The organism is Vibrio sp. bablab_jr001 (genome assembly GCF_016464285.1).
GTDB lineage: Bacteria > Pseudomonadota > Gammaproteobacteria > Enterobacterales > Vibrionaceae > Vibrio > Vibrio fluvialis.
This window is the reverse complement of sequence record NZ_JACDWZ010000041.1, coordinates 154589-177010: the sequence shown is the minus strand read 5'-3', so window position 1 is coordinate 177010 and position 22422 is coordinate 154589. Positions and strand designations below refer to the sequence as shown.

Sequence of the window (22422 nt, the reverse complement as noted above, 5' to 3'; positions counted from 1 at the left end):
CATGCAATCAAGAATGCAGCAGCAACTGAGTTTAGTTCTGGAACTGGATCGCCTGAAAAGCGTATTGCGTCGTACCCGAGTCAAATGTGCAGAGGGACGACTGGAAAACAGTGCTGAGCACAGCTGGCATGTTGCCATGATGGCGTTGTTAATGCAGGAACATGCGAACGAACCTGTCGATATCAATCGAGTCATCAAAATGTTGCTGATGCACGACATGGTTGAGATTGATGCAGGGGATACCTTTGTTTACGATACCGCCGCATCCGCTGAGCAAGCGCAAAAAGAACTCGCCGCGGCCGAGCGACTGTTTGGGCTGCTACCAACAGAGCAGGGCGAAGAACTATTTTGTTTGTGGCGTGAATTTGAAGCGGCACAATCGGCGGACGCTAAGTTTGCCAAAGCGTTGGACCGCCTGATTCCGATGATGTTGAACTATCATAATCAGGGACAAAGCTGGATGGAAAACGGTGTTTCCCGCCAACAAGCACTGACCGTGAACCGTCGTATTGACGAGGGTTCACATGCGCTGTGGGAATACGCACAGCAAATGATTGAACACGCCACCGAACAAGGTTGGCTAAAAGCCTGAAGGACATTTCATGTCGTATTTGCCTTTGGAACAGTACCAAAGAAAATGGATTTTTACCCACCAGTCCATGCCCGTACCGGAGCAGGATCTGGAACAAATTAAACCGATGTCGCCGATGCGTGCCGCGCAGTTCTGGAAAGAGAACTTAAGCCCACAAAGCCCGGATGCAGAGCGCTTTAGCTCACAGGACTGGCCAAGCAAAGCCAGCAACTGGAGCAATGAAGTGGATTGGATGAGTGAGTGGGAGAGCGACGATGCTGCGATGCCACAAGCTATTCTCGATCATATTGATTGGCAGGATGATGTGACCGTCTATTTCTGTTATGAAAAGTACAACGTGATTGAAACCAAGTGGTCGGTTTTCAAACGCCATTGGAAGAACTTCCTGTTTTACGATGATGGTCCGATCCTGCTTGGCCGCCGACGCAAACAGGCGTTGTGGTTCAGCACTAACGGCACGGTCAAAATCGGCCAACACGATGAATAATAAAAAAACCGGCTTCTTGCCGGTTTTTTTATGTTTTCTATCTGACGGGGTTATTCCTGAATCACCACTACTTTATTTTTCGCCGCCGACATCGTACTGCCCATTGATGCGCTGATGATCAGCAAGATAGCGGCCCACTGCGACCAGCCGAGCGTTTCACCCAGAATCACCAAGCCTGCCATGGCGGCAATGGCCGGTTCCAGGCTCATCATCACGCTGAAATGCTGCGTCGACAGACGGCTCAGCGCCATCATCTCCAAGCTGTAAGGCAAAGCGCTCGACAAAACTGCGATGGTCAGCGCCATAGGTACAATCGACCAGGTAAACAGTGGCCCGGTCGCCAAACTGGCACCAATCGGAAAATATATCACGCTGGCAATACACAGGCCGATCGCAACCGTCGCACCGCCGGAACCCACTGATCCCGCACGTTGACCAAACCAAATATAACCCGCCCAGCAACCACCGGCCGCAAGCGCCAGCGCCACGCCAATCGGATCAAGGGCGTCCACGCCCGACATGTCAGGCAGCAGCAACGCGAGGCCAGCCACAGCCAGTGCAATCCAGATAAAGTCGCGTTTGCGGCGTGATGAAAGCAGCGCCAGCATTAATGGTCCAGTGAATTCCAACGCCACACCGATACCAAGCGGAATGCGTTCCAGTGCAAAGTAAAAGGAGAGTTGCATGCCACCCAGACTCAGACCATACACCAACATGGCGCGCCACTGAGGTACGCTGAGGCGAAGGCGCCATGGACGAAAAATCAGTGTGAGAATAATCGCAGACAATGCAATGCGCAGCGCAACCGTGCCGCCGACACCGACAACAGGGAAGAACTGTTTAGCAATCGAAGCACCGGATTGAATCGTCACCATGGCGCACAACAGGCAGCCAACGGCGAGCAGTACCGGAGATTTGTTCAGTAACATAAACACCAAAAAGTATGAAACAGGAGGCGCAGCGATTATGCCGCAAATAACGTGCGGTGAATAGGAGACGCCGTATCATTTATCTGCCCGCGACATACCGCCAATATTTGCTAGCAGGGACGCACTTTTCACATCTGCTCAGCGAAGCTCCGTTAATCATTGATCTAAAGCCAAACTTTTGTTTCTACGTGGCTGATAATGAGCCTATTCGTTTGGAAAATCCTAATCAGCGCAGGTCGCTTTCAGACCGGGCAGAACCCTCAGGAAGAGAGCTTATGATTCGTCCGTACCTCAAATTTATCATCCCGATTGCGATTCCTTTATTGGTGTTGCTGATGCCGCTTAGTGCATTTCCGTTTGATGGGCTGACCATCATTCAGCAACGGGTTATTGCGATATTCCTGCTGGCCGCCTTGCTCTGGGTGTTTGAACCGATTCCGATTTACGCGACATCGGTGGTGATCATTGTGCTTGAGCTGATGATGTTGTCGGACAAGGGGTTGGTGTTGTTCAGACTCAATGAGTCGTCACCCGAATTTGGCGGTTTGCTGCACTACAGCGACATTATGGCGACCTTTGCCAGCCCGATCATCATGCTGTTTCTGGGGGGATTCTTTTTGGCGATGGCAGCGACGAAATATCGTCTTGATGTGAACTTAGCCCGTGTGCTGCTCAAGCCATTCGGCCAGAATCCGAAATACGTCATGCTGGGACTGATGATGATCACCGGCATATTCTCGATGTTCATGTCCAATACCGCCACCACAGCGATGATGCTGTCTATTCTGACACCGGTCATTGCGGTATTTGGTCCGAAAGATCCGGGGCGTATTGCGTTCGCCTTGTGTATTCCGGTTGCGGCTAACATTGGTGGCATTGGTACGCCAATCGGCACACCGCCGAATGCCATTGCGCTTAAATATCTGGTTGGTGAGAACCTCATTACCTTTGGTCAGTGGATGGCCTTTGGCGTGCCGTTTGTCATCATTCTGATGACGCTGGCGTGGTTTCTGATTGGCTTTATGTACAAAGCTGAGCAAACCCAAATTGAGCTCAGCATCAAAGGTAAATTCCTTAAAACACCCAAAGCCATGGTGGTGTACGTGACCTTCGCGCTCACCATCATCTTGTGGTTGATGGGTTCGCTGCATGGCATGAACTCGTACACAGTGGCGTTGATTCCGGTCGCGGTGTTCTCCGTGACTGGCATCATCAACAAAGAAGACCTGAAGAAAATTTCCTGGGACGTTCTGTGGCTGGTTTCCGGTGGTATCGCGCTCGGTCTGGCGCTCGACAAAACCGGTCTTGCGCAATTGATGGTCAACAGCATTCCGTTTGATCAGTTCTCGCCTTATGTGGTGCTGTTTGGTGCCGCCTTCCTGTGTTTAATGATGGCAAACTTTATGTCCCATACCGCGACCGCCAACCTGTTGATGCCAATCATGGCGGCACTGGGCGCATCTATGGTCTCGCTGGTGCCACTGGGCGGAGAAGTTACCCTGATTCTGGTAGTCACTTTTGCGGCGTCGCTGGGTATGTCGCTGCCCATCAGTACGCCACCCAACGCGTTGGCACATGCCACTGGCCATGTGCAGAGTAATCAAATGGCGCGTGTCGGGGTCATCCTTGGTGTGGTAGGGGTGCTGCTGAGCTTTGTGATGGTTTGGCTGCTGCATGTGTTAGGTCATATTGGTTAAGCGTATGAACAATCAGGAGTCGGCGCTCGTTGAACGTTATTTCAGTTGCCCTCAGCGGACTTTGCGCCTGGCAAAAGGTGAACGAGTGCTGGAACAAAATGGCTATAACGACCGCCTTTACTATGTGCGGGAAGGAGAGCTGACCGGCCATTTCCGGGAAAAAGAAGGCAAATCGATTCGCGTCTTTTCCGCCTCACAAGGCGCATTTATTGGTGTGCACAGTTTCTTTTCGGGAAATTGGACAGCGTCATCGACCGTTGAGGCGCAAACTGATGTCGAACTGGGTTGGATTGACCGTTACACCGACGTGGTCGATGAGGCCGCTTTCGGCCCACTGAGCACTCAGTTTATGCCGGTAATGGTAGCGGAATTGAGTCGCCGTCAGCGTCGTGCTATGCAGGAATCCGTCGCGAAAGAGAAAGCGTTGGAGCGCCTGCATACCGCAGAGCAGATGACGACGCTTGGCCAGCTCGCGGCGGGGATTGCCCACGAACTCAACAACGCGATTGGCGTGGTGAGCAGCAAAACCGAGCGGTTGGAGACTCTGTTTCTCGAGTTGCTGGAAGAGGTGCATCCCGAAGCCAGCCTGTTTTTTGATTTTGGTCTGCTGCATGGTCAGAAAGTGTCATCCAGCGAGGCGCGCGAACGTGGTGCACGCTTTGAGCAGCAGTATCACCTGCCGCGCAATATCGCTCGCGAACTGGCACGAGCGGTACCTGAACGCGAGCTCTCTGCCCACTGGCTGAAGAATCCTCATCTTGCCATTCGTTACTGGCAGATGGGGCGGGACTTGCATGACTTGCGTTTGGCTTCTAAACATACGGTAGGCATTGTGAAGTCTGTGAAGCAATTAGGGCGCACAGAAATCAATTTGAATGAAGACTTGGATCTTAACGACACGTTAAACCGCGCACTAGCGTTGTTGCAGAGCGATTTGCGGCGCGTGTCAGTACGCATGCGGCCGGGCATTCTGCCCATCATTAAAGGATCGACCACAGAATGGGTGCAAGTTTGGGTCAACATCATTAAAAATGCCTGCGATGCAATGCAAACCAGCGCTGAACCGGCCATCGATATTCACACCCGTTACAGCAAACAGCGAATCTTAATTACGGTCGCCAACAACGGCCCGGAGATTGACGAGGCAACCCGCAGAAAAATATTTCAACCCAGTTTTACCACCAAAAAAGACGGCTTGTCGTTTGGTTTGGGGCTTGGACTCGCCATCGTGAAACGGATTGTCTCCAGTAACGGCGGCACGATTGCCGTTAAAAGCAATCACGACACAACCATTTTCAGGATCAAATTACCTGTCGAGGATGACTATGGAGAAGCTTAATATCATTTGCGTTGATGACCAGCGCGAAGTGCTCAGTGCGGTGTTGCAGGATCTCGAACCTTTGGCGACCTGGCTCAATATTGAGGATTGCGAATCGGCTTATGAAGTGCTGGATTTGATGGACGATCTCGATGCGCAGGGCGAGCATATCGCCCTGATCATTTCAGACCACGTCATGCCGGGCAAAACCGGTGTTGATTTGCTCACAGAGGTGGCGGAAGACTCACGTTTCAAAGGCACCAAGAAAGTGCTGCTGACCGGTCAGGCGACTCATACCGACACCATTAACGCGATTAATGCCGCGGGTATTGACCGCTATTTCGAAAAACCATGGAATGCCAAAACGTTGGTCGAGTGTGTACGCAGTCTGGTAACAGAGTATGTTTTCGAACGCGGTATGGATTACACCGAATGGCATGACCACCTGGACCAGAAAATTGTTCTGGCCCGGTTGCGTTAGCGTAAGTCATTACATGACCTGACTGTAACGTCGGGAAATGAGATCTTTCACCTGGCGCATGCGCTGCTCACATTTCGCCTGAAGGAATTGATGCAGCGCGCGCGTCGCGTGATTGAGCAAACGCTTGTCAGCGCACACCAGATAGACCGGACAAGGCTCCGATTGCCAGTCAGGCATGAGCGGAATTAAATGGCCGTCAATGATGTCCTGACTGACATCCAACAATGACTTATAGGCCACTCCACGGCCATTGATGGCCCAGCGGCGCACCACGTCGCCATCATTCGCACTGCGTTTGCTGTTTACCACCACGGTTTCAGTTTCGCCGTCTTTCCAGAATGTCCAACGGTTGTGATAAGTGTCGGACAACATAAAGCAGAGACAATGATGCAGTAGCAAATCGCTCGGCTTAACAATCGCTGGTTTGTTCAAAACATACTCTGGGCTGGCACATACAATACGGGTATTGCAGGTACAGATAGGCAGGGCAACAAAGTTGGAATCGGGCGGTGTACCGTACCGAATCGCCAGATCAATCGGGCGGTGATACAGGTTGGTAATGCCGTCCGACAAATCCAGATTGATGGAAATATTAGGGTACAGCTCGGCAAATTCATCCAGCCAAGTCAGCAACTGATTGCGGCCAAAGTCGGACGGAGCAGAGAGATTGAGCGTGCCGGAGATTTCCCCTTGGGTTTGTGCGATTTGATCCAATCCTTCCTGAATGGTGTTCAGTGCAGCTTGAGTTTTCTGCAGCAGGATGTCGCCTTCGTTGGTTAACCGCAGGCTACGTGTTGAGCGAACAAACAGCGCAAACCCCAATTGAGCTTCAAGGCGTTTGATGGCGGCACTGACTGCGGCAGGAGTGACATCCAGACTGTGTGCGGCTTGGGAAAAACTGCCCTGACGAGCGGTTTCGACGAATATATTGAGATCGTTTAACGCTTTCATATCGTGTCGCAAGTGGCGATAACTGGGCGTATCACACCATAATTGGTTTGAGATGAGAAGCGCCATCTCCGTTGAAGGTATAGAAATGGCGCTGGTATCGCTTATCGAAACTTAAGCAAGGAACTTAAGCTGGCGTGGTTGAAGGTATTCAATCCAACCATTTTCTTCCGTCAGTGCAACGAAGTGTTGAAAATGCTCAGTTTGTTGATGCTGAGCCAGAGCCGCTTCGGAGCACCAGATTTCCTGCATGACAAACAGGCCAGGAATCGATTCATCCTGAAACAGTTCATACTGACAGCAACCATCTTCATTGCGTGAAGGTTCAAGCAGTGCGCGTAATGCCTGCTCCAGATTTGCTTCTTGTCCGTGGTTGGCTTTGATTTCAGCCAACAGGTGAATCGTCGCCATTAGCACTCCGTAATGATGTTAGTTTCAGGCCAGCGCGATTTTGGTAGCTTCGCATTAAAGTCCTCTTCTGCGCGGTAGCCCAGTGGCACTACCACTACGCTGGTGAGGCCTTTGGCACGCAGGCCGAATTCTTCATCCAGTACTTTGGCATCAAAGCCTTCGATTGGCACTGCGTCAATGCCCAGTGTTGAAACGCCGAGCAGTACCGTACCCACGTTCAGATACACTTGTTTTTCCATCCAGTGCTGCGCATCTTTCAGATCAAAACGGTGCATGTTCACGAAGAAAGAGCGGCCATTGTGCATGCCTTGTTTGGCATCAGCATTGGCAAAGCGGCCGTCTTTGTCTTCCACTTCCAGAAGGTTCAGCAGGTACTCTTCATCAATGCTGGTTTTGGCGCAGAACACCAGTACGTGTGAAGCGTTAAGGATTTTCGCCTCGTTGAAGGCGTAACGATCTTGTGCCGCCTTTGCGATGCGCTGTTTGCCTTCTTCTGTGCTGGCCAGAATGAAATGCCAAGGTTGTGAATTGGTACTGGAAGGGCTGAAACGGATCAGATCTTTAATCGCCTGAACGTGCTCATCAGTAATGCGCTTGTCGGCATCAAAAGCTTTCGTTGAGTAACGGGATTTTGCGTGTGCAGTAATGTTCATGGGTCTTTTTCCAAATGGACAGTGGTTGGTGTGAAAGATAACGTCCTGATGAATAGGGAAAAAGAGCTTTTAGCTTGAAGGACTTTCAAAAATATTTTGAAAATAGACCGATTGACTGGTGCGATTGCTTCGTATCGCACCAGAGCCAATTATTTTTTCTCGGTGGGTTCTTGTATCTGATAAAGCTTGGATTGGTGTGCTTCGCAGGTGGTTTCGCAGTCACACACTTTGTCGACGCCGACGCTGGACAACCCACCACAACTGCCTTGAATCGGCTTACGCCGCATCAACACGCCGATACTCATCAATACGACCAGAATCAGAAACAACCCGAAGGCGAATAGGTAAGTCATGCTTACTCCTTAGCGGTGAATCTTTAGCACGCGCTGCAGTTTCTCAAGTGTTCTTGGTTTAAGTTTAGTGTTGTCCACGGGTTTATGACAGCAGGCGTCCTGATGACCGCAAGCGGAGTGAACAGCACAGGGTTTAGCGGATTTGTGGGCAGACGGCCTGGCGTAATTCATATCCGTAACGGGTGTGAGCTGGGTTGTGCTCAGGTTGCCTATGTCGTGAATCGCTGGGCTGGAGAACACTTTAACACCCGATGAAAACAGGCTGGCAAGCATCGATTGTCCAATGTTGCGCACAACCACGGCATCGACTTGGTGCTGTTTTAGCAGTGCCAGCAGCGTTTTCTTTTTGCCACAGTGGTTGTCAGAACGAGCTTCTTCATAGGCTTCGATATCCAGCCACTGTTGTTTTCCGTTTTGGCTATCGAACAACAAAAATTGGGGGGCCTTAGAAAAATGATTACTCAGGCGTTGGTTTTGAATGGGCAGCGCATACTTCATTTTTATGCTCCTTGATGATCAATTGCCTGCCATTTTGCGCTCATTATTAGCATATGCCAATTATTATTTTTACCAACTTACTCCTAGAAGCATGAAAGGGCGTAAAACAGATGACGAAAAAAATACGCGGGAAATGCAAAGTTGGTGATGGAGAGCAAAGATACAGAGCAGGGCACTGTATTTGTTTTTATGCCAGCGCTAGAGTGACAATTGTAAACGTTACCAATCCAGTCGGCACCAACAAACAATAGCAACTCGGACCGGCAATCTGAAACAACAGGAATTTGAAGAATGAGAACTTTTGCTCAGGTTATTTTAGCAAGAGAGTGGGAAAATCAACATGTTACACATCATAACGTGCTCACTGCTCACGCTCCGCTACATGCCTATCACAGTGAAGAAGCGGCCAAAACAAAACAGCCATCTGCCAACCAGCGATCTCTTAACGGAGAGTGGAAGTTTGAGTTATACGCAAAGCCTGAAATCGTTACCCCTGATGTTATTGAACAAGATTTCAACGATTCGCATTGGGTTTCAATTGCTGTCCCGGGAAACTGGCAATGCCAGGGATTCGACAAACCGATTTATACCAACATCAAATATCCGTTTGCTGATAATCCACCGTATGTGCCGCAAGAGAACCCGACCGGGGTATATCGCACTCGTTTTACGCTGGATGAACGCCTTGAGCATTCGCGTTACCTCATTTCCTTCGATGGGGTGAACTCGGCTTTTCACCTATGGTGTAACGGTGGGTGGGTAGGTTACTCACAAGACAGTCGTTTGCCTGCGGAGTTTGATCTTTCAGCGCATCTTACCGATGGTGAAAACCTGCTGACGGTCATGGTGATGCGTTGGTCCGATGGTTCTTACCTTGAAGATCAGGATATGTGGTGGCTGAGTGGCATCTTCCGCGATGTCACTTTGACCACCAAACCGCTGGTGTCGATTGCGGATGTCGAAATCAAAACCGAGTTGGATGCCTGTTTCCGAGATGCGACATTGAATGTCACGACATCGCTGAGCGAACGCAACTCTGAGCATCAGGTGGCGATTGAGCTTTTTGACGCCGAAGGTAACAGCGTGTTTGCTAAACGTCATGCGCCGACCGGACAACAGATTGTGGATGAAAAGGGCGCCTGGAATGAAAGAGCTCACCACCGCATCCATATCGACAATCCGCGTAAGTGGAGCGCCGAAGATCCCTATCTCTACCGTTTGGTAGTGACACTGCTCAACAGCGATGGGAAAACCGTTGATTGCGAAGCTTACGACGTCGGTTTTCGTCAGGTGGATATCACCCAAGGCGTACTGCGCGTGAACGGTCAGCGCCTGCTGATTCGTGGGGTGAACCGACATGAACATGATCCGGAGCTGGGTCATGTCATGACCCGCGACAGCATGATTCAAGACATCAAGCTGATGAAGCAGCACAACTTTAATGCGGTGCGCACCGCGCATTATCCAAATCATCCGATGTGGTATGAATTGTGTGATGAATACGGCTTGTATGTGGTGGATGAGGCCAACATTGAAACCCATGGCCAGTTCCCGATGTGTCGTTTAGCCGATGATCTGACTTGGCTGAATGCCTTTTCTCGCCGCATGACGCGCATGGTCGAACGTGATAAAAACCACCCGTCGATCATCATTTGGTCGCTCGGCAATGAATCGGGGATTGGCGCGAACCATCATGCGCTGTATCAGTGGACTAAGCAGCGCGATCCTTCACGCCCGGTGCAATATGAAGGCGGTGGTTCGGATACCGCCGCGACTGACATTATCGCCCCGATGTACGCACGGGTTGAGACTGATCAACGTTTAGCATCTGACCCAGCGGTTACCCCTAAGCTGGCGTTGAAAAAATGGATTGGCATGCCGGGCGAGCAGCGCCCGCTGATTCTGTGTGAATATGCCCACGCCATGGGCAACAGTCTGGGTAATTTTCATCAGTACTGGGACACCTTCCGCGAGTATCCGCGCCTGCAGGGCGGTTTTATCTGGGACTGGGTGGATCAGGGCTTGACCCGCACTGATGAGAAAGGTGAGCAATACTGGGCTTACGGAGGCGACTTCGGCGATGAAATCAACGATCGCCAGTTCTGTATTAACGGCTTAATTTTCCCGGATCGTACGGTGCATCCCACTTTGTACGAAGCCAAACATGCCCAGCAATTTCATCAGATTGAACTGTTGAGCACTGAGCCACTGACCATTCGCGTAACAAGTGAAAACCTGTTCACGGCGCCACAGGAGCGATTGGTATGGAAGATCACCGAACAGGGCAATATTATCGCGCGCGGTGAACGGCTGATCACTCTGGCGCCGCAATCCAGTGAAACACTGGTGCTGGCGGATGCGCTGCCAGCCGCCAAGATTGGCTATGACTACTATCTCACGGTGTGTGTCGAACTGGCGAAAGAGAACGCGTGGGCCGACAACGGGCATGAAATTTCGTGTGCGCAGTTTGAGCTGCCGGGCGCGTTTGGTTTACCACTTGAGCAAGGCAATCTGTCGGGCGCGCCGAAAGTAGAGAACGCACTGAACCGCCTGAAGATCCGTGCCAAAAACCAACAGATTGAGTTCAATACCTCAACAGGAGAACTCGATGCGTGGTGGGTTGGCAATGAGCAAAAGCTGACGAGCGGACTGCGTGATAACTTCTATCGTGCGCCGCTGGATAACGATATTGGCACCAGTGAAGCGAACAAAGTGGACCCCAACTCCTGGATTGCACGCTGGGAAGCGATGGGCTTGCCGTATCTGAAACGTGAGTGTGTCCAGTTCCGCCATCACCAGCTGAGCGATGCCTGCTGGATCGACGTGCGTTATGTGCACAGCTTTGAAGGGTTGGCCGTGCTGAGCACTCAATGGCAATACCACATCTATGCAAATGGTGAAGTGCGACTCACTGTGGATGTCCAAACCGCGTCCGGATTGTCTTCCTTGCCAAGAGTGGGGATTGAACTGGCACTGGCAAATGATATCGATGAAGTGAGCTGGTTCGGCAGAGGTCCGCATGAGAACTATCCGGATCGTAAAACGTCGGCGCATGTCGGAGCGTACCGTGCTCCGGTCGCCGATCTGCATACGCCGTATATCTTCCCGAGTGAAAGTGGTTTGCGCTGCGATGTGAAAGAGAGTGATATCGGCCAGCTTCACATCAAAGGGCACTATCATCTATCGGTAAGTCGCTATCGCGCTGAGGATGTTGCGAAAGCGCGTCACACTAACGAGCTGCAACCGAGCGGGCAGTTGTGGGTGAGGCTGGATGCGGAGCATATGGGCGTCGGTGGCGATGACTCTTGGACACCAAGTGTGCATGAACAATACCAGTTGCTCAAACGTCATTATCACTACCAACTGACACTCGCATTTCATTAAGCAATGTCTCAAATTCAGGGTCAGCGACTTGTTGACCCTGCCTTAACAAGTTACGCTGTAAACGTTTACTCAATTCTCGATTTCAACATCACAAAAACTCAGCTTTACCCCCTCCAAAAAAGAGAACCAGATCTCGCTGTTACATTGTGTTACGTTCGCGAGCGTAATTTGCAATTGGCATCAAACTATTTAAACAAACTCTTACAATTAATCTGCAATCCAACCAAAATCTTACATACTTCACATTAATTGTTCTTTTGCTCACTATACTTGGCTGAGTAAACGTTTTCATGCGTACTGCATTTCGATAACGTTTGTCCCCTACATCTGTATAACAAAACAACAAATAGGACTTGTTCAATGAGAAAGTTAACTGTACTAGCGATGCTGACTGCCGGCATGGGCTTCGGTTCTCAAGCAATGGCTGAAACCACTATCGGTTTCACTATCTACAAATACGATGACAACTTCATGTCTGTAGTACGCCAAGCGATTGAGAAACAAGCAGCAGGAGATAGCAACACTCGCATCCTGATGAACGACTCTCAAAACAGCCAATCAATGCAGAACGACCAAGTTGACGTGATGTTGGCTCGTGGTGTTCAAGCTCTGGCAATCAACCTGGTTGACCCTGCAGCAGCGAAAACCATCATCCAAAAAGCGAAAATTGATGATGTTCCGGTTGTGTTCTACAACAAAGAACCAAGCGCAGACGCGATGGCAAGCTACGACAAAGCGTTTTACGTAGGTACTGACTCTAAAGAGTCTGGCATCATCCAGGGCGATCTGATTTCTCAACAGTGGAAAGCAAACCCAGCATGGGATAAAAACGGCGACGGCGTACTTCAGTACGTAATGCTGAAAGGCGAACCAGGCCACCCAGATGCTGAAGCTCGTACCACTTATTCAGTTAAAACTATCAATGACAACGGCATCAAGACTGAACAACTGCACATGGATACCGGTATGTGGGATACCGCTATGGCAAAAGACAAGATGGATGCATGGCTGTCTGGCCCTAACGGCAGCAAAATTGAAGTGGTTATCGCAAACAACGACGGTATGGCAATGGGCGCAATCGAAGCGCTACGCGGTGCTGGCGTGAAACTACCTGTTTACGGTGTTGACGCACTGGCTGAAGCACTGGCACTGGTTAAATCTGGTGACATGGCAGGTACTGTACTGAACGATGCTGATTCTCAAGCGAAAGCAACGTTCGAGCTTGCTCGTAACCTTGCAGAAGGCAAAGCGCCAACTGAAGGTACTCAATGGCACATCGAAAACAAAGTGGTACGCGTTCCTTACGTAGGTGTTGATAAATCTACACTTGAGTAATGACCTGCTCGGGGGAGAGAGTAATCTCTCCCCAGTTACCACATTTTCGAATCACCTATGTATCTAAGCGATATTTATCGGTTCTCGTTTTAAACACAGTAAAGTGATGCCATGGTAAATCAAACACATGAATTCCTGTTAGAAATGACAGGAGTGAGCAAATCATTTCCAGGTGTAAAAGCTTTAGATAACGTAAATTTAAAAGTTCGTCCGCACTCTGTTCACGCTCTGATGGGTGAAAATGGCGCGGGTAAATCTACGTTACTGAAATGTTTGTTTGGAATATACGAAAAAGATGAAGGCGATATTATTTTCCTCGGAAAACATATTAACTTTTCTTCATCTAAAGAGGCCCTGGAATCTGGCGTTTCCATGGTGCATCAGGAATTAAACCAGGTTAAGCAATGTTCCGTTATGGACAATATTTGGCTTGGCCGTTATCCGAAAAAAGGCTTATTTGTTGACCACGATAAAATGTATCGTGATACCAAAGCTATTTTCGAAGAGTTAGATATTAATATTGATCCGCGAGTTAAAGTCGCCACCTTATCTGTTTCGCAAATGCAAATGTTGGAAATTGCCAAAGCATTCTCTTACGACGCGAAAGTGGTGATCATGGACGAACCGACGTCCTCTCTGACGGAAAAAGAAGTGAATCACCTGTTCACCATTATCAATAAGCTGAAAGAGAAAGGCTGTGGTGTGGTGTACATCTCGCACAAGATGGAAGAGATCTTTGCCATCTGTGATGAGATTACGATTCTGCGTGATGGCCAGTGGGTGGATACATGCCCGCTGAAAGGCCTCGACATGGACAAGATCATATCAATGATGGTTGGCCGTGAACTGACGCACCGCTTCCCGGAAAAAACCAACACACCAAAAGACGTCATTCTTGAGGTGAAAAACCTGACTGCACTGAACCAGCCATCCATCACTGACATCTCTTTTGATTTGCGAGCGGGTGAAATTCTGGGCGTTGCGGGTCTGGTTGGCTCACGCCGTACCGACATCGTTGAAACCATTTTTGGTGTGCGTGAACGTAGTGAAGGCCACATTCAACTTCACGGCCGCGAGATGAAAAACCGCGATGCGCATGAAGCTATTCGCAACGGTTTTGCACTGGTAACGGAAGAACGTCGCTCTACAGGTATCTACAGTAACTTGGACATTACGTTCAACTCACTGGTGGCCAACGTAGATGAGTACAAAACCCCTTATGGTCTGCTCAGCGATAAGAAAATGAAGAGCGATACGCAGTGGGTGATCGACTCCATGCGCGTAAAAACGCCTTCACACCAAACTTCCATTGGTTCGCTCTCTGGTGGTAACCAGCAAAAAGTGATCATCGGTCGCTGGCTGTTAACCCAACCAGAAATCTTAATGCTGGACGAACCGACCCGTGGTATTGACGTTGGCGCAAAATTTGAAATTTATCAGTTGATTCTGGAGCTGGCGAAGAAAAGTAAAGGCATCATTATTATTTCTTCTGAAATGCCGGAATTACTGGGTATCACAGACCGTATTTTAGTGATGAGTAACGGTCGCGCCGCGGGTATTGTTAATACCAAAGAAACCACACAAAACGAAATATTAGAGCTAGCCTCTCGTTACCTCTAGGGAATGTATTATGGATGCAGTTAAATCTTTTGCACTAAAGCATTTAAAAGAAGGCGCGATCTACGCAGTACTATTTATTCTACTGGCCGTTATCGTTATTCAGGAGCCTTCATTCTTAAGTCTTCGTAACCTAAGTAATATTCTTACTCAATCTTCAGTGCGCGTTATTATTGCACTGGGTGTGGCAGGCTTGATCGTCACACAGGGTACGGACCTTTCAGCCGGTCGTCAGGTTGGTTTGGCTGCGGTAATTTCCGCGACCTTGCTTCAATCTATCGACAACGTGAACAAGGTATTCCCAAGCATTGGTGAAGTGCCAATCATCGCAGTGATCATCTGTGTGTGTCTGATCGGTGCCATCATCGGTCTGGTTAACGGTGTGATTGTTGCCTACCTGAAAGTAACGCCATTTATCGCGACTCTGGGTACGATGATCATCGTTTACGGTATCAACTCTCTGTACTACGACGCGGTAGGTGCATCACCAATCGCTGGGTTTGATGACCGCTTCACGGCGTTCACCCAAGGCTTTATCCGAATAGGCGGGTTCCGGTTCTCCTACATCACTTTCTACGCCATTATCGCGACGGTGTTCATGTGGATTCTGTGGAACAAAACGGTATTCGGCAAAAATATCTTTGCTGTGGGTGGTAACCCAGAAGCAGCGAAAGTATCCGGTGTTAACGTGCCTCTGACTCTGCTGAAAGTGTACGCATTGTCAGGTGTCTTCTACGCATTCGGGGGGATGCTGGAAGCGGGACGTATCGGTAGCGCAACCAACAACTTGGGCTTCCTGTATGAGCTCGACGCGATCGCAGCGTGTGTGGTTGGTGGCGTGTCCTTTGCTGGTGGTGTAGGTAGTATCGCGGGCGTGGTAACGGGGGTTCTTATCTTCACCGTTATCAACTACGGTATGACTTACATTGGCGTAAGCCCTTACTGGCAATACATCATCAAGGGTTCCATCATCGTGTTCGCGGTGGCCCTGGACTCCATGAAATACGCAAATAAAAAGTAAAACTAACGACACAGTTGCTACTGGTCCAAAACCGCTCCCTCGGGAGCGGTTTTTCTTTGTCCGCGACAAATGAATGACTAATGCGGGGCAGCGCTAATCGGAGGCATTGTTGATAGTTTAGAGGGAAAAATTCAGGACGAATTTTTAGGTTATTGGCGTAGGGAACGCCTATAACCCTCCCGGCCAGCGAGCCGCGAAAGGCACTTTCTGGTGACTCTTTGTGCCTGCAAAGAGTCACTGGCGCGCTAAAGAAATGTTTTCTGTACGCTAAGTCTAAAGCGCGACATGAGCGTTCAACCTCATTGAATGATGTTTAAAACCGACTCAAATCCAAATCAACCGCTTCACCCAGCCAGTATGCGTGGGTCGTGTGATCCGCCAAATCATCACCGGTATCAGCGTGAACTAACACGCTCAACTGGCCGCGTTGCTGATCCAGCCACGGAATGAACTGATCGAAATCCTTACTGCCGAACAAAATCTGATAACTCCACATGGTGTGCGGGCCAACGAGACGTTGATGCAGTCTGCCGAGTTTGAGTGGGAATGTTTGCCCGATGAGTTCGTACAGGCGCGTCGCAAACGCCAATGAGTGTGCATCAAAGTAAACATGCGCATGGTACATGGCATGGCTGTTAACGGGTCTTTTATTGGTTTTCACTGCATTGCACTCAGGATTGAGGATTGTTAACTCACTGCCGCTGGCTGAGTCTATTTCTCATGCCGCGCAGCATTATTTTGTGCGGGGAAGGGTAACACACTCGACAATAATGTCAGGGACAAATTGACCAAGGCGTGTGGTGGGCGCGCTTTTATGCCTTTGAAAAACAAAAAGCCCGACCATTTGGCCGGGCTGAATCTAAGTGTCAGCGATTAATGCGCTTTATTGGTACCACAGCTTTTCGCCGCAGTTTGATTGCCACGCAATTTGTTGACGATCATCACCACAATTGGGCTGGCCAGAATCACCACCGACAGGGTTGTAAATGCCAGAGTGATTGGACGTTCCCACAAGAAGCTCAGCTCGCCGTCGGTAATCATCAGTGCACGGCGCAGGTTCTCTTCCATCAGACCACCAAGGATGAACCCAAGTAGCAGTGGTGCCAGCGGGAAGTTCGCCAGACGCAGTGCAATTGCGCCCATCGCCACCAATAGCATGATGAAGACATCCATGGTGTTGAACGACACCAGGTACACGCCGGTGATGGAGAAGAACAGAATCATCGGCAGAAGTACAGTACGTGGTACCGCCAGCAGTTTCGAAATGTATGGGATAAGCGGTAGGTTCAGAATGAGCAGAACAATGTTACCGACATACATCGAGATGATGACTGACCAGAACACATCCGGGTGATCGACAAACAGACGTGGGCCAGGCTGAATACCGTAAGCGAGCAGGGCACCCAGCATGATAGCGGTGGTACCGGAACCCGGAATACCCAGTGTCAGTAGCGGTACGAACGAGCCACTTGATGCAGCGTTGTTCGCTGATTCTGGTGCAACCAGGCCGCGCAGAGAGCCGTGACCAAACTCTTCACGCTTCTCTTTCGGCGCCAGATTGCGCTCCATACCGTAGCTCAGGAAGGCCGCAATGGTTGCGCCTGCGCCCGGCAGTACGCCAGTAAAGAAGCCAAGAATAGAAGAACGAATCGAAACCGGAGCCGCTTCACGCACTTCTTCTCTGGTGATTTTCATGCTGCCGATATTGCTCAGTTTGCTGTTTTCTTCATCACGAGTGTCGGATTCTGGTTTCAGAATGCCCATCAGTGTTTCGCCGAGTGCGAATGTTGCCATTGCCAGCAGCAGGAAGCTAAAGCCATCCATCAGGTCGGTCAGGCCGAAGGTGAAACGTTCTACACCTACGCCTTTGTCGATACCCACGGTTGACAGCATCAAACCCAGAATGGTCATCATCCATGCTTTGATTACCTGACCTTTACCCGCAAACGCCGCGACGGCAGACAAGCCCAGTAGCATTAATGAAAAGTAGTCGGCTGACTGGAAGCTCAGAGAAACCTGAGCCAGCGCTGGCGCGGCAACCAGCAACATGATTGCAGACAATGTACCACCGGTGAAAGACGCGTAAGCCGCCAGTGCCAGTGCTTTACCCGCCTGACCTTTTTGCGCCATCGGGTAGCCGTCAAACGCGGTCACCACGGTTGACGAACAACCCGGCGCATTAATCAGGATGGAAGAGGTTGAGCCACCAAAAATGGCGCCATAATACACACCCGCCATCAGGATCAGACCGGACGAAGGTTCCAGACCGTACGTAATCGGGATCATTAGTGCGATAGCTGAGATAGGGCCAAGGCCCGGCAGCATACCGATGAAGGTACCCACGAAACAGCCGACGATCACCATCAGCAGGTTAAAAGGCATGACTGCAGTCGACAGTCCTTGCAAAATTCCGTCTAACATAATCCTTTCCTACCAAAGAGTGAAAATCAGACCCGGTTCCAGATACACGTCCAGACCTTTGGTCAGCAGTAAATAAAAGGCAATCACAAACGGGAATGACGCACCGAATAGGATCGATTTACGACGTTCGCCAAGAATGTAGAAGCCCGCCATCAGGAAGAAGCCAGTCGCCAGCACGAAGCCCAGGTAAGTTAAGCCTGCACCGTAGAGCGCCATCAGCACCAGGAAACCGATCAGCAGTTTCCAGTTGAATGTCATCACCGCGCCACTTTTCTTGTCCGGTTGTCCGACAACCAGCAAAAGCAGAGACATTGCTACACCGGCGTAGGTGAGAAGGGTTGGGAGCGTACGTGCCGTAAACGGTTCGTACTCATCGCCGGGAAACATAGGAATTTGTGTAGTTTGATAGCCGTAACACAGGCTAAGGACAAGAAAGATCATCGCGCCGACGCGATCGCGGCACAGCAGATATTCCTTGCTGAATAATTTGGTTGGCAGATCCGACATATCCAACTCCATGGCATGAGGTTGTAGGGAAGAAAAGGCCGCAGACAAGCGGAGTTAACGAAGGAATTAACTAAAGGGTAAACGGATTGCTGCTAGTCAAAACATCTACCAAAACAAAGGAGTAATTATTTCGCTCGTCTGCGGCAAAGGTGCTGGAAGGGGCAACTCACGATTACCCCTTCCGGTGTTTCTGGATAAAAAGCTGACTTACTTCAGGAAGCCCAGTTCACGCATCAGGTCGCCCATCTGCTTTTCCTGATCTTCGAGGAAAGCGAAGAACTCTTTGTCGGCTTTGTAGCTGTCGATCCAGCCGTTGCGGTCACGAACCACTTTCCATTCATCGGTGTCGTACATTTTCTTCAGCGCAACGTTCCACTCGTCGATTTTCTCCTGGCTGACACCCGGAGCTGCGAAGAAACCACGCCAGTTAGCAAAGACAGTCGGGTTGTTGTATTCAGTCAGGGTCGGAATGTTTGGCGCAACGTCCAGACGTTTCGGTGCGGTGATCGCCAGGATTTTCACCTGACCGCTTTTTGACATCTCGAGAACTTCGCCCAGACCGGTCGACAGAAGCTGAGTTTCGCCAGACAGCAGTGCTGCCATCGCTTTACCGCCCGCATCGTAGGCAATGTAACGCACTTCTTTCGGATCAAGCCCCTGGCCTTTGAATGCCGCGGCTGCAACTAAGTGGTCCATACTGCCGCGTGCAGAGCCGCCGGCGATTTTTACTTTGCGTGGGTTGTCTTTAAAGTCTGCAACCACTTCTTCCCAGCTGTTGTATTTCGAATCACCAGCAACAACCAGTGCGCCGTAATCTGACACCGTTGCAGCAACAGGCGTTAAATCGCGGAAAGACTGTGGGAATACACCCGAAAGTGAGCGCACAACGATTGGTGTTGAGTTCACCATCAGTGTGTCTTCTTGACGATCAGCCGTCTCGATAAGGTGTGCAATGGCTTTACCGCCGCCACCGCCAGAAAGGTTTTGGTATGAGACGTTCTCGATCAGGTGTGTTTTCATCAGCACATCACCGGTGCCGCGTGCGGTCATATCCCAGCCGCCACCAGCGCCGCCAGGGATCAGAAAGTGGATTTTTTCCAGATCCGCTGCCAGAGCAGAGAAAGAGAAGGTAGCCGCCAGTAGCGACGCTGCGAGGGTCGGTTTGAAATGCTTCAACATGTTCACGTTCCTTATGTAGGCGTGCCATTCGAAGGAATGACACTTATCGTTATTTTCCCGGTAACAAGGCAGAAGTTTGCTACCGTGTTATCTCAGGTTAAGAATGTGTTAACGTTTTGTCTCTAAAGCGAAGATAAAAACAATATTGGGCATAAAAACGGTTTTGTTCATAAAGTTCACGGGGTGCCGCGGCGCAGCAGAGCGCAATTTTGTTCAATAATCGCAATTCTTGGTTCGCTACTGTAGCCACGTGAATTGGAATAAAAGGACGAGGTTATGGTTTCTCTGTTGAGCGCGATGTCGCTGTTTGCCTTTGTGGGGGCGGTTTCTCCCGGGCCGGTGAATGTGATGGCGACTTACGCGGGCGCGCAGTTTGGCTGGCGCAAAGCGTCAGTGCATGTGCTTGGGGCTTCCGTCGCCTATGTTCTGGTCGTGTTGGTGTGTGGCTTGGCACTTGGTGAAATAAGCCAAGGCATTCCGCTGTTGGTACCCATCATGCGTTGGGTGGGCAGTTTGTACCTGCTGTATTTGGCGGCGCGTATTCTGCTGGCCAAGGATTTGGGGCTCAAGGCTCATCCCCAAATGGCGATGAAAGCGCTATTTGTGCAAGGGGGATTGATCCAACTGCTCAACCCAAAAGCGTGGATCTTTGCCAGTTCCGGGGTTAGTTTGTACGTATTGAATCAGGTGAATATTCAGTACGCGCTGAGTTGGTTCTGTTCGGTTTCGCTTGTAGTCTGCTTTGTCGGTGTGGGCGTATGGGCGGTGCTCGGCCAATCGGTCGCGCAATGGCTCAACTCACCGCAGCGTCAGCGCCTGTTTCAAATGGTCTTGGCTGCGATGTTGAGTATATCGGTGGTCATCATCTGGATGGAAGGATAGGGAATGTCACAACCAACAAGCAGCAACATTATGCGTCCAACCGCGCTGCCGCAGATCGAAGCGCGCATCGCTAAGTGGTCACACGTCTGTTATCAAAGGCATTCTCACGACGAATTCTCGTTTGGCATCATCGATAGCGGCATGGCGCGCTATGACAATCATGTGCGTCAGCACCAAATTGGCCGGGGCGATTTGGTCACCATTAATCCCGCCGATATGCACTCTTGCAATCCGTACCAGGGTGAATGGTCATATCGAATGCTGTTTGTCGACACATTGTGGATGGGGCAGATGCAGCAAGAGGTATTAGGGCGTCGCCAGATGGATTACTACGCCTTTATCGCCGACTTTGAACGTCGCACTGATTTCAGCGTTCAGTTTGAACAGCTGTTTGCGGCACTCATGCAAGAGCAGGACGCATTATCTGCCCACACCCTGATGTATGAGTTTATCGAGCGACTGTATAAGCCATCGGCGCTGGTGACAGACGGCAACCAGCTTGCCACCCAGCGCAAGCGTGCCCCCGACTACCTGCTGCGCGCTCGTGAGCGATTGTTTGATGAAATCGATCAGTCAGTAGGTCTTGATGCGCTCGCCAATGAGGTGGGCGTCAGTCCGTATCATCTGATCCGCACATTCAAGCAATATTTCGGCTTGTCGCCACATGCCTATCTGATGGATGAACGCATTAAACGCGCCAAACAGTTACTTAAGCAAGGTGAAACAATTGTCGACACCTCACTGGCTTTAGGCTTTGCTGATCAAGCTCACTTTCAACGCAGTTTTAAAAGCCGTATTGCATTGACACCTAAGAAATATCAATCCTTCTTCACACTTTAATACCCACCAATTATCCATTCCTACCGTCATTACGACCTTAGTCTAAATTGTCGACAATTTGCTTGATTGTCGACAATTTGATCGTCTATCTTAAGTTCAACCCTTTAGTGAGCAACCCCATGTTTGTGGAATTTTCTCTGCTCACCCACGTTGTAGAAGATGAGATGATGAATACTGAATTAAAAAAGCGCGCAGCAGGCGAGAAAGAACACACCAAATCAGAAAGCCTGACCGAGTTTTTGATCGAAGCGATCGTAGAAGGGGGAATGGCGCCGGGCAGTAAAATCTCGGAGCCTGAACTGGCTAAGCGTTTCCAGGTCAGCCGCGGACCATTGCGTGAAGCATTAATGCGTGTGGAAGGCCTGGGTTTGATCGAGCGTATTCCTCATGTGGGGGCGCGCGTAATTCAGTTCTCTACGGAAAAGTTGTTGGAGCTGTACGCGGTTCGTGAAGCGCTGGAAGGCATGGCGGCGCGCTTAGCCGCTCGCAACATTACTGAAATCGAACTGGCCGGGCTGGAAACGTTATTGTCGACACATTCAGCGCACATTGATCAAGTCGACGGCGCCTCTTATTTCCATCAGCAAGGGGATTTCGATTTCCATTACCGCATTATTAAAGCCAGCCGCAACTCGCAACTGGTTGCGTTGTTGTGTGATGAGCTTTACCACTTGCTGCGCATGTACCGTTATCAGTCACCACGCTCTCATTCGCGTCCGATTGAAGCGCTGGAAGAACACAAATTCATTCTGCAGGCGATTCGCAATCGTGACGAAGAGCTGGCAGAGATGCTGATGCGCCGACACATTTCAGGTAGTCGCCGCTTAATAGAAAAACAGATACAAAACGAAGCCCAAGATTAAGGAGAA

Annotated in this window: 22 protein-coding genes; 12 read left to right on the top strand and 10 right to left on the bottom strand. The window is 50.2% G+C overall.

From position 1 onward, the window contains the following. The first annotated feature begins 1 nt into the window (after window position 1). Together JIG40_RS06795 and JIG40_RS06790 are read left to right on the top strand one after the other, a co-directional pair. On the top strand, window positions 2-592 hold the full coding sequence (locus tag JIG40_RS06795) for an HD domain-containing protein (protein WP_061056476.1): 591 nt from the start codon (window positions 2-4) through the stop codon (window positions 590-592). Between the two features lie 10 nt (window positions 593-602). Next, the gene (locus tag JIG40_RS06790; protein WP_020431137.1) at window positions 603-1079 is read left to right on the top strand and encodes a DUF2947 domain-containing protein; all 477 of its coding nucleotides are present in this window, start codon (window positions 603-605) and stop codon (window positions 1077-1079) included. Window positions 1080-1129: 50 nt separating this feature from the next. On the opposite strand, the gene JIG40_RS06785 is transcribed toward JIG40_RS06790, so the two are convergent. Continuing rightward, complete coding sequence (locus tag JIG40_RS06785; protein WP_020431136.1) at window positions 1130-2008, bottom strand: DMT family transporter; 879 nt, start codon at window positions 2006-2008, stop codon at window positions 1130-1132. A 278-nt stretch (window positions 2009-2286) separates the two neighbouring features. Here JIG40_RS06785 and JIG40_RS06780 point away from each other — a divergent pair, with 278 nt between their 5' ends. Genes JIG40_RS06780 through JIG40_RS06770 form a run of 3 tightly spaced genes read left to right on the top strand, consistent with a single transcriptional unit; the run spans window position 2287 to window position 5504 of the window. After that, on the top strand, window positions 2287-3705 hold the full coding sequence (locus JIG40_RS06780; protein WP_199465047.1) for an SLC13 family permease: 1419 nt from the start codon (window positions 2287-2289) through the stop codon (window positions 3703-3705). A gap of 4 nt (window positions 3706-3709) precedes the next feature. After that, window positions 3710-5044 carry an ATP-binding protein gene (locus tag JIG40_RS06775; RefSeq protein ID WP_024374013.1) on the top strand — a complete coding sequence of 445 codons (1335 nt, stop codon included), beginning with the start codon at window positions 3710-3712 and terminating at the stop codon, window positions 5042-5044. Next, entirely contained in the window at window positions 5031-5504 is a 474-nt protein-coding gene (locus JIG40_RS06770) for a response regulator (RefSeq protein ID WP_020330967.1), read from the top strand. The genes JIG40_RS06775 and JIG40_RS06770 overlap by 14 nt, the downstream gene beginning before the upstream one ends. Before the next feature lie 9 nt (window positions 5505-5513). Here JIG40_RS06770 and JIG40_RS06765 read toward each other — a convergent pair whose 3' ends face one another. The 5 genes from JIG40_RS06765 to JIG40_RS06745 all read right to left on the bottom strand — a co-directional run bounded on the left by JIG40_RS06765 (window position 5514) and on the right by JIG40_RS06745 (window position 8367). Next, entirely contained in the window at window positions 5514-6455 is a 942-nt protein-coding gene (locus tag JIG40_RS06765) for a LysR family transcriptional regulator (RefSeq protein ID WP_020431132.1), read from the bottom strand. 111 nt (window positions 6456-6566) lie between these two features. After that, window positions 6567-6863, bottom strand: coding sequence for a putative quinol monooxygenase (locus JIG40_RS06760; protein WP_020330969.1), 297 nt, complete (start codon window positions 6861-6863; stop codon window positions 6567-6569). Beyond that, the gene (locus JIG40_RS06755) at window positions 6863-7516 is read right to left on the bottom strand and encodes an oxygen-insensitive NAD(P)H-dependent nitroreductase NfsB (RefSeq protein ID WP_020330970.1); all 654 of its coding nucleotides are present in this window, start codon (window positions 7514-7516) and stop codon (window positions 6863-6865) included. Before JIG40_RS06755 ends, JIG40_RS06760 begins: the two co-directional genes overlap by 1 nt. 149 nt (window positions 7517-7665) lie before the next feature. Next, complete coding sequence (gene nqrM / locus JIG40_RS06750) at window positions 7666-7869, bottom strand: (Na+)-NQR maturation NqrM (RefSeq protein WP_047457418.1); 204 nt, start codon at window positions 7867-7869, stop codon at window positions 7666-7668. A 9-nt stretch (window positions 7870-7878) separates the two neighbouring features. Then, entirely contained in the window at window positions 7879-8367 is a 489-nt protein-coding gene (locus JIG40_RS06745; protein WP_199465022.1) for a NifB/NifX family molybdenum-iron cluster-binding protein, read from the bottom strand. A 291-nt stretch (window positions 8368-8658) separates the two neighbouring features. Between JIG40_RS06745 and JIG40_RS06740 the strand changes: the two genes are divergently transcribed. The 4 genes from JIG40_RS06740 to mglC all read left to right on the top strand — a co-directional run bounded on the left by JIG40_RS06740 (window position 8659) and on the right by mglC (window position 15724). Beyond that, complete coding sequence (locus JIG40_RS06740) at window positions 8659-11751, top strand: beta-galactosidase (protein WP_199465021.1); 3093 nt, start codon at window positions 8659-8661, stop codon at window positions 11749-11751. Window positions 11752-12111: 360 nt separating this feature from the next. After that, window positions 12112-13086 (top strand): galactose/glucose ABC transporter substrate-binding protein MglB, encoded by a 975-nt coding sequence (gene mglB / locus JIG40_RS06735; protein WP_020330974.1) that lies wholly within the window; start codon window positions 12112-12114, stop codon window positions 13084-13086. Between the two features lie 111 nt (window positions 13087-13197). After that, on the top strand, window positions 13198-14706 hold the full coding sequence (gene mglA / locus JIG40_RS06730; RefSeq protein WP_020330975.1) for a galactose/methyl galactoside ABC transporter ATP-binding protein MglA: 1509 nt from the start codon (window positions 13198-13200) through the stop codon (window positions 14704-14706). A 10-nt stretch (window positions 14707-14716) separates the two neighbouring features. Next, the gene (mglC, locus tag JIG40_RS06725; protein WP_020330976.1) at window positions 14717-15724 is read left to right on the top strand and encodes a galactose/methyl galactoside ABC transporter permease MglC; all 1008 of its coding nucleotides are present in this window, start codon (window positions 14717-14719) and stop codon (window positions 15722-15724) included. A gap of 313 nt (window positions 15725-16037) precedes the next feature. Here mglC and JIG40_RS06720 read toward each other — a convergent pair whose 3' ends face one another. The 4 genes from JIG40_RS06720 to JIG40_RS06705 form a co-directional block, all read right to left on the bottom strand. After that, window positions 16038-16349, bottom strand: coding sequence for a DOPA 4,5-dioxygenase family protein (locus JIG40_RS06720; RefSeq protein ID WP_196368194.1), 312 nt, complete (start codon window positions 16347-16349; stop codon window positions 16038-16040). 248 nt (window positions 16350-16597) lie between these two features. Further along, window positions 16598-18145, bottom strand: a complete 1548-nt coding sequence (locus JIG40_RS06715; protein WP_024374020.1) for a tripartite tricarboxylate transporter permease — start codon at window positions 18143-18145, stop codon at window positions 16598-16600. Window positions 18146-18154: 9 nt separating this feature from the next. After that, the gene (locus tag JIG40_RS06710) at window positions 18155-18652 is read right to left on the bottom strand and encodes a tripartite tricarboxylate transporter TctB family protein (protein WP_020330978.1); all 498 of its coding nucleotides are present in this window, start codon (window positions 18650-18652) and stop codon (window positions 18155-18157) included. A gap of 207 nt (window positions 18653-18859) precedes the next feature. Beyond that, entirely contained in the window at window positions 18860-19831 is a 972-nt protein-coding gene (locus JIG40_RS06705) for a tripartite tricarboxylate transporter substrate binding protein (RefSeq protein WP_020330979.1), read from the bottom strand. Window positions 19832-20107: 276 nt separating this feature from the next. Here JIG40_RS06705 and JIG40_RS06700 point away from each other — a divergent pair, with 276 nt between their 5' ends. The 3 genes from JIG40_RS06700 (at window position 20108) to JIG40_RS06690 (ending at window position 22416) form a co-directional block, all read left to right on the top strand. Beyond that, on the top strand, window positions 20108-20713 hold the full coding sequence (locus tag JIG40_RS06700) for a LysE family translocator (RefSeq protein ID WP_199465020.1): 606 nt from the start codon (window positions 20108-20110) through the stop codon (window positions 20711-20713). Window positions 20714-20716: 3 nt separating this feature from the next. After that, on the top strand, window positions 20717-21553 hold the full coding sequence (locus tag JIG40_RS06695) for an AraC family transcriptional regulator (RefSeq protein WP_199465019.1): 837 nt from the start codon (window positions 20717-20719) through the stop codon (window positions 21551-21553). A gap of 164 nt (window positions 21554-21717) precedes the next feature. After that, window positions 21718-22416 (top strand): GntR family transcriptional regulator, encoded by a 699-nt coding sequence (locus JIG40_RS06690; protein ID WP_024374025.1) that lies wholly within the window; start codon window positions 21718-21720, stop codon window positions 22414-22416. The last annotated feature ends 6 nt before the right edge of the window (window positions 22417-22422 follow it).

Coding starts and splice junctions, on each gene's coding strand:
- JIG40_RS06795 (WP_061056476.1), top strand. CDS start 2: ATGCAATCAAGAATGCAGCAGCAACTGAGTTTAGTTCTGGAACTGGAT.
- JIG40_RS06790 (WP_020431137.1), top strand. CDS start 603: ATGTCGTATTTGCCTTTGGAACAGTACCAAAGAAAATGGATTTTTACC.
- JIG40_RS06785 (WP_020431136.1), bottom strand. CDS start 2,008: ATGTTACTGAACAAATCTCCGGTACTGCTCGCCGTTGGCTGCCTGTTG.
- JIG40_RS06775 (WP_024374013.1), top strand. CDS start 3,710: ATGAACAATCAGGAGTCGGCGCTCGTTGAACGTTATTTCAGTTGCCCT.
- JIG40_RS06770 (WP_020330967.1), top strand. CDS start 5,031: ATGGAGAAGCTTAATATCATTTGCGTTGATGACCAGCGCGAAGTGCTC.
- JIG40_RS06765 (WP_020431132.1), bottom strand. CDS start 6,455: ATGAAAGCGTTAAACGATCTCAATATATTCGTCGAAACCGCTCGTCAG.
- JIG40_RS06760 (WP_020330969.1), bottom strand. CDS start 6,863: ATGGCGACGATTCACCTGTTGGCTGAAATCAAAGCCAACCACGGACAA.
- JIG40_RS06755 (WP_020330970.1), bottom strand. CDS start 7,516: ATGAACATTACTGCACACGCAAAATCCCGTTACTCAACGAAAGCTTTT.
- nqrM (WP_047457418.1), bottom strand. CDS start 7,869: ATGACTTACCTATTCGCCTTCGGGTTGTTTCTGATTCTGGTCGTATTG.
- JIG40_RS06745 (WP_199465022.1), bottom strand. CDS start 8,367: ATGAAGTATGCGCTGCCCATTCAAAACCAACGCCTGAGTAATCATTTT.
- JIG40_RS06740 (WP_199465021.1), top strand. CDS start 8,659: ATGAGAACTTTTGCTCAGGTTATTTTAGCAAGAGAGTGGGAAAATCAA.
- mglB (WP_020330974.1), top strand. CDS start 12,112: ATGAGAAAGTTAACTGTACTAGCGATGCTGACTGCCGGCATGGGCTTC.
- mglA (WP_020330975.1), top strand. CDS start 13,198: ATGGTAAATCAAACACATGAATTCCTGTTAGAAATGACAGGAGTGAGC.
- mglC (WP_020330976.1), top strand. CDS start 14,717: ATGGATGCAGTTAAATCTTTTGCACTAAAGCATTTAAAAGAAGGCGCG.
- JIG40_RS06720 (WP_196368194.1), bottom strand. CDS start 16,349: ATGTACCATGCGCATGTTTACTTTGATGCACACTCATTGGCGTTTGCG.
- JIG40_RS06715 (WP_024374020.1), bottom strand. CDS start 18,145: ATGTTAGACGGAATTTTGCAAGGACTGTCGACTGCAGTCATGCCTTTT.
- JIG40_RS06710 (WP_020330978.1), bottom strand. CDS start 18,652: ATGTCGGATCTGCCAACCAAATTATTCAGCAAGGAATATCTGCTGTGC.
- JIG40_RS06705 (WP_020330979.1), bottom strand. CDS start 19,831: ATGTTGAAGCATTTCAAACCGACCCTCGCAGCGTCGCTACTGGCGGCT.
- JIG40_RS06700 (WP_199465020.1), top strand. CDS start 20,108: ATGGTTTCTCTGTTGAGCGCGATGTCGCTGTTTGCCTTTGTGGGGGCG.
- JIG40_RS06695 (WP_199465019.1), top strand. CDS start 20,717: ATGTCACAACCAACAAGCAGCAACATTATGCGTCCAACCGCGCTGCCG.
- JIG40_RS06690 (WP_024374025.1), top strand. CDS start 21,718: ATGATGAATACTGAATTAAAAAAGCGCGCAGCAGGCGAGAAAGAACAC.